Source organism: candidate division KSB1 bacterium (assembly GCA_022562085.1).
Taxonomy (GTDB): domain Bacteria; phylum Zhuqueibacterota; class Zhuqueibacteria; order Oceanimicrobiales; family Oceanimicrobiaceae; genus Oceanimicrobium.
The window spans coordinates 1-12,598 of record JADFPY010000106.1 but is presented as its reverse complement, the minus strand read 5'-3'; the positions used below and the strand labels follow the sequence as shown (position 1 = coordinate 12,598).

Below are 12,598 nucleotides of genomic sequence, written 5' to 3'. Positions count from 1 at the left end.
AAAACTTATCAAAAAATCCTTCACCCATAATTCGTTCCTTATTTTACTTTTTTGTCAGCATTTTGCCCGTAGGATCCCTAATCTGGGGTCTGGGTTTTAATCTCAGTAGTATTAATTTTTTCCGCTAGTAACCTTTCCATCCTCTTAAACGATTCTTCTAGTTGGTTTATCCTTTTTTGCTGTTCTTTCGCTATCTCAAGTACATACATAGCAATCTTTTTGTACTTAATCCCGTCCGGCCTATTATCTTTATCGTAATTGCAAAGTCGCTTTAAACCAAGCTCATCCAGATCTTCTGCAATATACCCAAATAGCCATTCATCTGGTTCTCCAAAACCTTCTTTCATTTGGAACTGTTTTGGTTCCAGATCAAGAATTTTACGGAAATCAGCTTTGAGTGGGCCAATATTTTTTTTGTAGCGGCGCGAAGAACCTTCCCTGGATATCTGTAGACCATTCCACGTCAGGTCATTATCATCTTTTCCATCCCATACATTTACTTCCTCAAGAGCAATTTCTCCAACCACATGTAAATCGGCTTGTGGACTTGAAATACCTCTACCTATTACGACACCAGTTTGTGCTTCCAACGATATAAAACCGGTAGCTGCTATTAAGGTAAGTCTTTCGTTAGACGAAATAGAATTCCTGTTATGAAGAATTGGCCCACCAGGAGAATAGGTCGTACATATCTTTATCTGGTCTTTGTCACTCGCGGTTGAACTAGCTAACACAATACATTCGCCAACAACTGTAAGTTTTTCCCATGGATCAGTTGTTCCTATACCAACGTTACCGTTGTTTGACAGCATCATTTTATCACTATTGTTAATTCGGAATCTAATATCCTTTGGCGAATTTAAGTAGGTGCGGCCCTTTGCGGTCCCTTCAAACGCTTGCAATAAGGCGTAGTTCTTCGCATCCGACTGGTTCAAAGTACCAACACCAAAAAACACATGTTTATTAGGATTCGCCGGCCAGGGGCCAATTCCGAGAGCGCCAGAGCTCGTCCTGCCATTGACGATTAATTTCGCGCCCAAACCATAATTAGGAGAAAGAGACCCGGGAGATTTCGCGACGCTGAGTGTCTTAGTCACGAACAGATCGTTTTTGATGACTTGAGGGGTGCAGGGTCTGGCCAAAGCAGACCTGCACCCCCAACACGAACACCAGTACACTGAGAATAAACATCGGCTTGAGAGTCTTTGTCAGCCTAATACCTGAAAATGAACAAAACATAGCGATCTCCTTTCTGCAATTTGACATGTTATGGATTAGCCATCTACCTATGATTTGAAGATACAAGTATGATTGCTTCTTCAGCAACAAATGTATTAAAGACAAGAACTGTCAAGCCTTTCTTTGATCTTAATAAAATCGAGCATCTAAATATAGATGCTCGATCGTTTGAGCAGTTTCTGTTTTTTCTTGCCTTTTTAATTTAAATCGGCAGATGCAATAGCGGGCGCTGCTTCCCCCTCCGCTTTGAGATAAGCATTCGGGTCGTGATAAATCGCGCCTTCCGGCAGCCAGTCCCAGAATGGCCCGAGGTCGGTTTTTATCCGGTCAATATAAAAGTCCGGAAGCTCGGTCGTTTCCTGTTCGAAGTAGGGCCGAAACTGGGGATCCTCGTCGAGGCGGCGGCGCACTTCGGTGTAATACTTGATCCGGCCAAACCCTTCGGAGGAAATGGCGCGAACCAAGTTCATCCACTTCGGTATCTGCGCATCTATTGCCCGGAAGCGGTTGTAAATCGCACGCCAGGAAAAGGAGTACTTGCTTAAATCGATCAGGTAATCATAGAACTCAGGCCAGGAGTAACCTTTGGGCCTGACATTCATAGCGTGATTGTTATTGAGGAAGTGGAAAGGAAAAGGCAGCACGCGGTTTTCTTTTTGATATTCCAGGTTGAGCGGAGCCGCCTGCCCAAATGCGGAAAGCTGAGAATAACCGGGAAAGGCGCCGGGCGACATATCCACAAACTTTTTGGTAAGCTCAAATGGTTCAGCGCCCTCATCCTGATCGAGGCCGAGCACAAAGTTGGCCTGCAAATACGGAATGTATCTTAAAATCATGTTGATATGCTCGGAGACCTGCTCGAGTTTTTGCATCCCCTGACTGCTGCCGGTCTTTGACTTATTCCCCATGTCGTACCACGACTCGATGCCGGGGAGGATGGCTTTGAAACCATTGCGTTTAAGCCGTTTCAAATGAGGCTCGGCCAGGATCGACAAACTGCTTTCGGCGATGAAATCGATGCTGTCCGGCGGGATCGCCTCTTCGATGGCGCCCATGTAATCGTCAAAGCGGATGCCGAAGTTCGGATCATGCCAGCCAATGTGCGGCCGTTTGAACTTCTTTAAAAGAAATCTCAAATCCTCTTTAAGCACATCAAAGTCGAGGGGTTGGTAAGGAATCACCGAGTCGATACAGAAGCTGCAGGTGTAGGGGCAGCCCAGACTTCCTATCATCGGCACGATTTTGATCAGGGGGGATTTTTTGATAACATGCTCGACAAATTTCCAGCGCTCTTGTACACCGGGAAGCTCGGGGGGTTGACTGCTGGTTGTCAGATTGACCCCAATTGGGCGGTGCTGAGAACAATCCTGCAAAACGTCTCGAATGAGCTCTTTGTCCGTGAATCCAAGGACGTAGTCAAAGTATTTTTGAGAGTCCTGGGGATAGCAGCGGGCATGGGGGCCGCCGAGGACCGTGACCGCTCCCCTGGATCGAAACAGGTTGCTTAAGGCGTATGAAAGTTGAGCGGCTTGTGAGAAGGCGCCAATGAAAACGATGTCGACGTCTTCCGGCAGCTCTTTGAGCAAATCTTCGAAGCCGGTAAAACAAGTAAATGTGACGTCATGTCCCTCCTGTTCGCACCACAAAGCAATGATTTGCGGCATGATACTGGCAAGATTGGCGTTCATTACCCGCGCCCATAACGTATTCGTAGGCGCTTTGGTGACCAAATCGATGACGCCAATGCGGAGTTTTCGCATAGAATCTCCCTTCAGGTTTAAGTTCTTATCTCATTTTAGGCAGGAATTGATAAGATCAAAAACTAACAAAATATTCATATTTGTCAAGGTATTTTTCGCAATCTTAAACGCGCGGGTAAAGTGCCAAAGTGTTAAAAGTGTTCAGGTGTTAAAGTATTCGAAATTTAAAACCACTCTAACATTCTAACACTATAACACTCCAACACTATTTTTGGTCCGCTTCGGCCTCCTCCCCCGTTGGATAAACGCCCGTTTCGATTAAGAATTATCTAATGCTGATTTAAGCAGCCGTAGTTTATAATCTCCGCTTGATCTAATCTATCCAACGGGGTGCGGGGTCCTCAGACGGGCTCCGGGCGCCTCCTCCCGACTTCATTATTATAAAAAAATTGCAGGAAAGTCGGGATGGGGTCGCCCTCCGCAACGAGTTGGAGTCAAACTTTAAGCTTGCTATCCTGGTCGGCAAACATCAAAAGGAAGTCGGGACTGATTTTACACTCCTGTCTTGAACTCCTGAAAAAAATGGGGGACATTCTGATTCATTTTTAGTCAATTCCTTGACTTCTTTATTTTGGTTTGTTACATTTGCTTAATTTTCTTTATTATTTACCCTTCTAATAATTAGCAGCTACCATTTTTTTTACCTGTGCCATAAGGGAGGACAAGGTTATGAAATTACTGCTGATCAACCCAAAGTTTCCGGAAAGTTTCTGGAGTTTCAAATTGATCACCGACAAAATTTTGCCAAAGGTAAGGACCCCGAATCCGCCTTTGGGGCTTGCTACGCTGGCAGCTTTATGCCCCGAAGATTGGGAAATTGAGATTGTCGATGAGAATATCGAGGCTATTCCCATAAAACCGCAGGCGGATATAATCGGAATTTGCGGGATGGGGGTGCAATTTAACCGCCAGAAAGAATTGCTCAGATATTACAAAAGTCAGGGCCACTATGTGGTTGCCGGCGGAAGCTATGCATCTTTGTGCCCTGAGGCTTATGAGTCCATAGCCGACACGGTTGTGGCAGGCGAGGCCGAATATATCTGGAAAGACTTTTGCCGGGATTTCGAAATGTCAACACCTAAAAAGCTTTACCATGAAAAGGGCGAAGTGGACTTGACAGAGTCTCCCACTCCCAGATTCGATCTCTTAGATTTGGATAAGTATATTTCAGTGAGTTTGCAGTTTTCAAGAGGGTGCCCTTTCCGCTGTGAGTTTTGCGACATCATTGTCATGTTTGGACGGAAACCCCGTTTCAAATCCGTCGAGCAGGTAGGGCGGGAATTGGATATGCTGAGAAAGTTCAATGTCCGCAGCGCTTTTTTTGTCGATGACAATTTTATTGGCAATAAACCGGCCGCAAAGGAACTGCTAAAATTTCTGTGCGATTACCAACGCAAACATGATTATAATTTCGCCTTTGGAACGGAAGCTTCTTTGAATATGGCACAGGATGAGGAGCTGTTGGCGCTTCTTAGGGAAGCCAATTTTAAATGGGTCTTCATCGGGATTGAATCCACGGATGAGGAGAGTTTAAAAGAAACCAAGAAATTCCAAAATATCCGCGAAGATATGCAAACTTCAATTCAGAGAATCTACTCCCATGGCATCGAAATTCGGGGCGGGTTTATCATCGGCTTCGATAACGACACGATGGAGACATTCGAAAAACAATATCAATTCATTACGAAATCAGGAATTCAAGCCGCCATGGTTGGGCTTTTAACGGCAATACCAAAGACGCCCCTTTATGAACGGCTTGAAAAAGAGGGTCGGTTAAAACCTTTCGCACATGAGTCTGATAATACGAAGCTTGGCACAAATCTTTTTCCTAAGCAGATGGGATATGATGAGATGGTCGACGGTTATCGCAAGCTCTATTTTCGTTTGCTTGATCATCGTAATATTGCCTTACGCATTAAAAATAAACTTCGTTACCTTGACAATCCGGTTCACAACAAACAAGATTCGTTAAGAGTAATGCTAAAATTGTTGAGCAGAATCTTTGTGAAAACCATACTGCCGGGAGGCCTTTCGCGGGTTGTCTGTTTTTTGAGGTCAATTCCGTTTTCCGCGCCGCGGCTTATTCCGGTCGTGATAACCGACTGGGTTATCGGCCTGTCAATGCGGGACTATGTTGAGCGGCAATTCGTGGTAGAATTTGAAAAGGTCAATCAATTAACTCATAATTATTTAAAACAAATCGAAAAACTATTTCAGCGTTACCTCAAGAAGGGCGCTTTGGAAATCTCCCTGAACCGGATAAAAAACCGGGCCGCACACTTGAATGTCTCCTTCAAGATCGGCCTGGATAAAAAGTTCTTTGACCGGGTCACAGGTCACCTTGAAAAAGTGTTAAAAAATACCACATCTTCTATTACCATTCACATCGAAGAACTTCACGAGGCACAGCTGCAAAATTTGAACCGGTTATTGAAGCAGCTTTCCCGCTATGGCGATCGGGTGACTATCGCGGTAAATAAGAAGTTGAGAGACTTCGTTGATATTGATTCGTCGGTTTTTAATCTGGTTTTTGAAGTTTAGATAAAATCCCAATTAGACAAATCCCCTAGAGCGAGAAGCGTAGAGCGCCGAAATGGCATTTACGCTCCTCGCTTCTTGTGCTTGAAAAAGTTTGCCCCCTAAAGTATGTTAAACCTCATTCTAAAAATCAAAAATTTCTACGAACGTTTTGAAAGATTCAATCCGGTCGCCTTTTTCTTTGGCGGGTTCACCTGGGACAGCCTTACCCTGAAAAGAATCGACCAACTTCTGGACAACCTCATTCTCCTCCTCTATTTAATTTCGCTCGGCGTTTTAATGGTCATCACGACCCTGGTAGAACACAACAAAATTGAGAAACCTCTTATCTTAAAATATCAAAAATGGTTTCCGCTCGCTCTGCAGTTTTTTCTCGGCGGCTTGTTCAGTGCTTACGTGATTTTCTATTTTCAAAGCGCTTCTTTCACCAAGACAGGGCTTTTCCTGGGGATTCTGGTTTTACTCCTCACTGCAAATGAGTTTTTAGAGAAACGGCTGCGAAATTTATATTTGTTAATTGCTCTCTATTTTCTCGCCTCATTTTCATTTTTCATTTTTTTTATTCCCGTGCTGTTTAAAGTCGTGAACGTCTTTACTTTTATCGCCGGCGGTCTGGTTAGTTTGCTGCTCGTTCTCATCATAATCAGATACTTTTTAAAGATGGAGATTTTTCGGACGCAAAAGGATTTTCTGATGACCGGATCGATGATACTCGGTCTTTACTTTTTGATCAACGTCTTTTACTGGCAGAACTGGATCCCGCCCGTACCCCTGTCGTTGAAATCCGGCGGCATCTACCACCATGCCAGCAAAAACATTCAAGACGATAATTTCGTTTTGAAATTCGAAAAACCGAGATGGTATCAATTCTTTAAAGACTCGGATAAAGATTTTCGCTACGCTAAAGGAGACACGGTTTCCTGTTTTACGGCGATATTTGCACCTACCAAACTCACAAAAAAAATCTATCACCACTGGCAGCAATTTTTCCCGAATCAGGACGAATGGCTGACCACCGATCGTCTTGGCTACGAAATCATCGGCTATAGGGATGGCGGCTATCGAGGTATTACCCGCAAAAGAAATGTCTCACCCGGAGAATGGCGGGTGGATGTCGAGACTGAGGAAGGGATTCTTTTGGGAAGGATTAATTTTCAAATTGAAGAAGTAGGCGAAAGAGTTCTTTTGAAGACGATTTATCGGTGAGACAAACGTTAAGAGTTATCCAAAAAGATAGAAAGCAGTCTTTGCGAGGAGCCCTTCGACAGGCTCAGGATAAACTCTGCGACGAAGCAATCCCCAACCTCTAAGCACGGAATTATGAGATTGCTTCGCTTCGCTCGCAAAGACGGGGTACCTTTTTGGACACCCTGTACATTTGAAAAATGGAAGAAACCCTACAACTCATACTCCTGGGCATAATCGGCATCTTTGCCGGTTTTTTAAATGTCACTGCCGGCGGCGGGTCGCTGCTTACCCTGCCCTTTCTGATTTTCCTCGGGCTGCCCGCAACGGTGGCAAATGGCACTAACCGCATTGCAATTCTGGTACAAAATATTTTCGCTACGGCCAAATTCCATCAATTTGAAGTCATCCCCAAAGGTGTGACCATCATCACGGCTTTGCCGGCAATTGCCGGGTCTGTTTTGGGCGCCCAACTCGCTGTTGAAATAGATGAGCTGCTTTTTAAACGTCTGCTTGCAATTATTATGGTTTTAATTCTCGGGCTGATTTTCTTTAATCCAAAGGTGGAGGAATTGAATTCGACGCCAAAGATATCCGGGGGGAAGAAATTCATTCTGATGATTGCATTTTTCGGGATTGGGTTTTACGGCGGATTTATTCAAGGCGGAATCGGATTTTTGTTTATCGCTGTTTTAACTGCTTGCGGATATGATCTTGTTCGAACCAACGCTTTAAAGGTTTTGATAATTCTAATTTTTACGCCGTTTGTTTTGCTGGTGTTTATTTTAAACAACCAGGTCGATTTTTTTCGGGGATCGATTCTGGCTGCCGGAAACGCAGTTGGCGCTCTGCTGGCCACACACGTTGTGGTAGAACGAGGGCACAAGTTCATTCGCTGGGTTGTGTTAATCGCAGCGGTTGGATTTGCGATTAAGCTGTTTTGGGGGTAAGTCTAACCAGGAACCTATTAAATAGGACTCAAACATTTTTTTTGGATCATGAAGGAAAGATATTCTTTCTAATCAAAATATCATTATATGAGTCACCGTCCATAGGACATTTTAGTAAGTTGATTACTTCAGAACGCTTATCAAGTTTTAATTGTTTTTTCATGCATGAAATCAAATAATCGTCTATATCCTTTCCTTTCTTCGAATGTGAAAATTTTGTATATGCCCCTGTTTCTTTTCCTTCGTATTCATGATGAAAATATATATGATCGCCATCAGGCTTTTTGCTAAAACCCTTTTTAGACAGGCTTTTCATAGCAACGTCCCGATCAACATTCATAAGAGTGTCTCTTGAAAAACATCATCAAACAACTGTTTAAGTTCTTCTGCACGTCCAGTAACTTTATCCCAACTAAGCGCTTTGTAATGTTTATAAAAATAAATTAAATTTTGACAAAAATCATCAATTGCTTCTTCCTCACTAGCGCCAATTGCATAAATATCTAACGATTCGTTCTCTGCAAAACACCTTCCGTCTTGTCGGCTAATCATCACTTCAATTGGTTTAGAAGAATAGATCTTGAAATTTAAATTTCTAAATTTCCACTTAGGGACCTTAGTGGTGTGTGATCCAATATAATCATTTGCGTCAAAATCTATATCAGTTGAGTCATACATATCCCTTTTTGCAAAATTAAAAGGAATATCATCTTTTCTACTTTTGATTAGATTATACGTATCTTGAACATTTTCAGAGGTGTATTGAGTATGTACAAAACTCATATTTTATCTCCTCTTAAATATTGTCTATAATTGTCAGTTATTGAGTTCTCAAAAAGTAAACGTGCTTGATTATGAGCTTGTTGCATATCCTTCGCTACATTTTTTATTAGTAGATTTTCTGTTCTTGCAAAATCTATATCGAGTACAAAGACTTCCTGGCGGCTTTTCGAATCCATTGCTGTTTGAAGTTTTGCCGTAATCGATCCATCTTCAACTTTAGTCACAAAAACGGTATCAAAATTTTCGAAATTTGACATCAGATTTTGAGAAAAACTGAATTTAAGATTAAAAAAATCATTAAGTGGTAGCAACCCGCTTTCTCGTGTAAAGGAAATAACGTTTATGTATCTCCAGCCAATCCTTGTTAAATTATTTATAGCGTATGTCTTAACTAATAAATCAAGCAAACTCATGAATTCTTCCATGAATTTTTTATGTCCCACATATTTTTGTTTGTTGTAGTATGAAAACTTATCTATCGCGAGCATTACTCCAGCATCCCTTTTTTCATTCTCAAACTTATAAGGCATTAAAGCCAACAAAGAATTAGGAGAAAAATTCGGGACAAGGATATGGACATATTTTTCGCTTATTTTCTCATAAAAATTATGTCTTTGACATTCTATCTTTAAATTCTTCTTAAATCTCAATTCGCAAATTACCTCAATAAGAGGAGAATTGGGATAAATTTCCTCGACGTTATACATTAATTTCTTGTTATTTTGGATGGATATTATGAACTGTACGACAAATATATAAATACAATTCGGTAAGTTCCAGTAAAAAATCAATAAGGAATCGAAAAAATAAACACCTGACAATTTCAAAATTTAGATATACTTATGTACAAGTTATATTCCGAAAAGTTTTGAGAAGAATTAAAATGCATTAAAAATGATATTTCAAACCTAATTTCCTTGAAGCGTCACCAAATAAGCCAAAAGATCGTTGAGTTGTTTTTGGGTTAAGAGGTCGCGATAATTTGAAGGCATCATTGAAAATTGCGGCACTCGCGATTGAATGTCTTTTTTGCTAACCAAGATTAGATTTTCATTTCTCTCTATTAATTGTAACTCACCTTTATTTTCTTCTTTTACTATTCCAACCAGGAGCAGCCCACTTTTTGTTCTAATAAGAACTTCCTCATAGCCGCTCACAATGTTGGAATCCGGGTTGATGATTTTTCTTAAAATATGCTCAGGGGTGCGAAAACCGGCAATGGCTGTTAGATCCGGGCCGATTGTGCTGCCCACGACTTTGCCGTCCAGGTTGAGTCCGGAATGACACGCCGCGCAGGCTGCCGGACCTTCGATGTCAAAAAACAGGTTACGTCCTTCGGCAACATCGCCGTTGATTTGAAATTGCTTACCCGGTTGATAAGAAGCCAGTAATTGGGACGGCAGGCGGATTTCTTTGAAGGTGGTGTCCCCGTCTAAACTTTCGAGATAAAGAATAACTGCTTTGATTTCGGAGGGAGTTAAAGAGATGGGTGCTCTGAAAACTTCCGGCATTTCGTTGTTGTAGCCGGGCACAACAAAAGCGCCGGGTTCAGCGATACTTTGAACCAAATACTCTGTCGCCCCTGCAAGGTTTAACTGCGACGCCCTTTCTCTCGCTCTGATCGGCAGGATTGGACCGTCTTTGCTCTGGCCTAAATTTGGACCGCGGAGGGCGTAGCCTTTGTCACCGATTCGATGACAGACACTGCAGCGCCCTTTTCCCCAGAAAATTTCTTCACCGGATCGCCAGCTGATTTCAACTGATGCATCGAATTCAACTTTTGGCAGTGAGGCGATCCATTGGTAGGTAAAGTAAGTTAGAATAGAGGGAACGAAAACAAAGAAAAGGATTTTTTTGAGCATCTGGTAACCAAACAGGGGATTTAGATAGGTATAACGTGAAATGAGCGCACCAGGCGATGCTGGATGCTTGATACCGGATGGAGTTAATGCGAGTATCGTGCATCCAGCATCAAGCATCCAGCATCATAAAGGGGTCCTTTCGAATTTTCGATTTCAGAGTCGAGACGGCTTTATCAAACGGTATGAATGACTTTGGTAAACGGAGCATCCTCATCTTCGACAAACCAGTCTGCCCACACACGCCTTTTATCATCGAGACTTAAACTTAGCCAGTTTCGGGCGCCGATAAACCTGTGGTCGGTAGCAGGGAAAGTCAACATCTGGGCAGTGATTCCCCGGTCGACTTTCTCAACATTGTCGCCCATTTTTTCTAAAAACCAGACAACCACTGCGTTTGGTGGGATATTGACAATGGCTGAAGAAATAAGCTGATTAATCACATAAGCGTTGCTGCCCGCGGTTCCTCCCCGATTTGATTCGATAACGCCGACTGCCGCGACATGCACATCCCCGGAAAGGATCGAAACCCGGCACTCTTTTTCCTCTGAGAATTTAAACAACCTGTGGATGAGCCGCAGCCGTTCTTCTTTGTGAGTCCTGCTGCGCCAATGATCTTTTAAGTCATCTTCGAGGGACTGCTGGCCGGGTATAAAGGCCAGCGCTTTTTCCATGAGCCCAAAATCCGGGTAAACCACAGGAATACTTGCCATTATAAGCAGGTGTTTGCAACCGCTTAGTCCTTCTAACCAGGAGAAAGCCTGGTCCCAGGCATGGCTGCTCATAATCATTTTTTGAGTTCTTTCAAAACGGGTATCGAGGGCAAGAATAGCGATATCCCCTATTTGATAGCCATAAGAAAAACCTGGTTGGCGCTTGAACACGGCGTCGGGTAGATCGTCCGGGCGGGCCTGCATTTGAAACAGGCTGAAATACTTGCTTCCTTGTGCAAATATGCCTTGGTAAACTTCGCTTGCCTGCCAGTCTTCAGGGTAAGACCCCCAGCCGTCGAACACATCGTGATCGTCCCACATCATCACAGCCGGTATTTGGGCAAACATTTTCGCTTGTTCCGGCTGAGACCAGCGGGAGCAATAAAGATCCATATAAAATTTTTCAACCTGAGTGTCCATTTGCTGGGTGAATTTGGCTTTCCATCTTTCTTTCCCCGATTTTTCTGCCCACTTCTTGAGCGTTGAGGACATTTCCCAAATCGGATCGCCGTAAACCTGGTCCCCGCCCATAATCATCAGATGGTATGGTTTTTCATCATGCTGATCTGAAAGCACTTTCCACATTTTATTTTTGTCTTCGATTTTCTTGGCGTCTTTTGCGCTGCCATAGCCGTTACACGATGAATAGGCAAATCGCAACTCCGCGTCCTTCTTGGGTGGTACCCTAAATTTCCATTTATCCCCGTCAATTGAATATTCAACAGCTTGCTCTTTATCGGTTTGATCGACGGCCCATTCGAATCGCCAAATTTTTCGATTGCCATAGCTGTACAAATTATTAGCAGCAGGCGAACCACCCCCCGAGGTAAGTTTCGGGGTTTCGTCCCCCTTTACCACAATGAGAGCACATACATGCCATTTGTTGTTTTTAACTCCGCGAAATCCTAAAATCGGCCCCATTTCAATATTCATTTTATTCCTCCATTATTTTTGTTTGAATCTCGATCCGACTAAGCGACTGGATTCATTTGTGAGGATAAGTGTCCCATGATCAAGCCTCCGTTAATTTAATAATTTAGAAGGTTGTCCATCCAGTTTCCGAAAATGATTATTGGAGTAATATGCTTGCCATTCGGTAAACTACCTTAATGAAAACTTAACGATTTCATATCATAAATCTTTGAAATCAAAAGACAGCGTTTTATATTTTTCGTGAAGCCGAGCAATGCTGAGTGGCTAAAAGGAAGTCAGAATCAAACCATCGATTCTAAATAAGTTCAACTTTCTATCACTATAAAAGTTAAAGATGTAAATGAATAGAAACTTAAATGCTTAATCCATCCCTGCAAAGGTTAGCATGTCAAAGGCTGGTAGTATACTTTGATTGAATTTATCAAAACAGAGAGGCTTGGATGATATTGTAGCAAAACATAAACAAAAGTGTCAAGAAAGTCAATAAAAAATCTGTGGCAGACCTTCTCCGGATCTGTTGGTTAAGAATGGGTAAAGAACTAAATTTTAAAACCTAAGTCTTCTCCAGCAATTCATCCAAATTCATGGGAAAGATAATTGTGAAAGTAGTGCCTTTCCCTACTTCGCTTTCCACGGTG

The 12,598-nt window shown here is 42.6% G+C and carries 10 protein-coding genes; 3 read left to right on the top strand and 7 right to left on the bottom strand.

The genetic code is table 11. The features are described 5' to 3' along the window. Nucleotides 1–77: 77 nt before the first annotated feature. Nucleotides 78–1,142: a tail fiber domain-containing protein gene (locus tag IH879_10795; GenBank protein ID MCH7675424.1), complete on the bottom strand. Its 1,065-nt coding sequence runs from the start codon at nucleotides 1,140–1,142 to the stop codon at nucleotides 78–80. 294 nt (nucleotides 1,143–1,436) lie between these two features. Next, nucleotides 1,437–2,999, bottom strand: a complete 1,563-nt coding sequence (locus IH879_10790) for a radical SAM protein (protein MCH7675423.1) — start codon at nucleotides 2,997–2,999, stop codon at nucleotides 1,437–1,439. 669 nt (nucleotides 3,000–3,668) lie between these two features. Here IH879_10790 and IH879_10785 point away from each other — a divergent pair. From IH879_10785 to IH879_10775, 3 genes are all read left to right on the top strand, one after another. Further along, on the top strand, nucleotides 3,669–5,540 hold the full coding sequence (locus IH879_10785) for a radical SAM protein (protein ID MCH7675422.1): 1,872 nt from the start codon (nucleotides 3,669–3,671) through the stop codon (nucleotides 5,538–5,540). Between the two features lie 105 nt (nucleotides 5,541–5,645). After that, nucleotides 5,646–6,743, top strand: coding sequence for a DUF2914 domain-containing protein (locus IH879_10780; GenBank protein MCH7675421.1), 1,098 nt, complete (start codon nucleotides 5,646–5,648; stop codon nucleotides 6,741–6,743). A 179-nt stretch (nucleotides 6,744–6,922) separates the two neighbouring features. Further along, nucleotides 6,923–7,672 carry a sulfite exporter TauE/SafE family protein gene (locus tag IH879_10775; protein MCH7675420.1) on the top strand — a complete coding sequence of 250 codons (750 nt, stop codon included), beginning with the start codon at nucleotides 6,923–6,925 and terminating at the stop codon, nucleotides 7,670–7,672. A 46-nt stretch (nucleotides 7,673–7,718) separates the two neighbouring features. On the opposite strand, the gene IH879_10770 is transcribed toward IH879_10775, so the two are convergent. From IH879_10770 to IH879_10750, 5 genes are all read right to left on the bottom strand, one after another. Next, nucleotides 7,719–8,012 (bottom strand): hypothetical protein, encoded by a 294-nt coding sequence (locus IH879_10770; GenBank protein ID MCH7675419.1) that lies wholly within the window; start codon nucleotides 8,010–8,012, stop codon nucleotides 7,719–7,721. Beyond that, nucleotides 8,009–8,455 (bottom strand): hypothetical protein, encoded by a 447-nt coding sequence (locus IH879_10765; GenBank protein MCH7675418.1) that lies wholly within the window; start codon nucleotides 8,453–8,455, stop codon nucleotides 8,009–8,011. Before IH879_10765 ends, IH879_10770 begins: the two co-directional genes overlap by 4 nt. Then, on the bottom strand, nucleotides 8,452–9,162 hold the full coding sequence (locus IH879_10760) for a TIGR04255 family protein (GenBank protein ID MCH7675417.1): 711 nt from the start codon (nucleotides 9,160–9,162) through the stop codon (nucleotides 8,452–8,454). Before IH879_10760 ends, IH879_10765 begins: the two co-directional genes overlap by 4 nt. Nucleotides 9,163–9,363: 201 nt before the next feature. Continuing rightward, nucleotides 9,364–10,434 carry a c-type cytochrome gene (locus IH879_10755; GenBank protein ID MCH7675416.1) on the bottom strand — a complete coding sequence of 357 codons (1,071 nt, stop codon included), beginning with the start codon at nucleotides 10,432–10,434 and terminating at the stop codon, nucleotides 9,364–9,366. A gap of 56 nt (nucleotides 10,435–10,490) precedes the next feature. Further along, on the bottom strand, nucleotides 10,491–11,960 hold the full coding sequence (locus tag IH879_10750) for an alkaline phosphatase family protein (protein ID MCH7675415.1): 1,470 nt from the start codon (nucleotides 11,958–11,960) through the stop codon (nucleotides 10,491–10,493). Nucleotides 11,961–12,598 lie beyond the last annotated feature (638 nt).

What these genes read in the sequence shown, in the direction of transcription:
- IH879_10790 (MCH7675423.1), bottom strand. Translation starts at nt 2,999, where the DNA reads ATGCGAAAACTCCGCATTGGCGTCATCGATTTGGTCACCAAAGCGCCT.
- IH879_10785 (MCH7675422.1), top strand. Translation starts at nt 3,669, where the DNA reads ATGAAATTACTGCTGATCAACCCAAAGTTTCCGGAAAGTTTCTGGAGT.
- IH879_10780 (MCH7675421.1), top strand. Translation starts at nt 5,646, where the DNA reads ATGTTAAACCTCATTCTAAAAATCAAAAATTTCTACGAACGTTTTGAA.
- IH879_10775 (MCH7675420.1), top strand. Translation starts at nt 6,923, where the DNA reads ATGGAAGAAACCCTACAACTCATACTCCTGGGCATAATCGGCATCTTT.
- IH879_10770 (MCH7675419.1), bottom strand. Translation starts at nt 8,012, where the DNA reads ATGAATGTTGATCGGGACGTTGCTATGAAAAGCCTGTCTAAAAAGGGT.
- IH879_10765 (MCH7675418.1), bottom strand. Translation starts at nt 8,455, where the DNA reads ATGAGTTTTGTACATACTCAATACACCTCTGAAAATGTTCAAGATACG.
- IH879_10760 (MCH7675417.1), bottom strand. Translation starts at nt 9,162, where the DNA reads ATGTATAACGTCGAGGAAATTTATCCCAATTCTCCTCTTATTGAGGTA.
- IH879_10755 (MCH7675416.1), bottom strand. Translation starts at nt 10,434, where the DNA reads ATGCTTGATGCTGGATGCACGATACTCGCATTAACTCCATCCGGTATC.
- IH879_10750 (MCH7675415.1), bottom strand. Translation starts at nt 11,960, where the DNA reads ATGAATATTGAAATGGGGCCGATTTTAGGATTTCGCGGAGTTAAAAAC.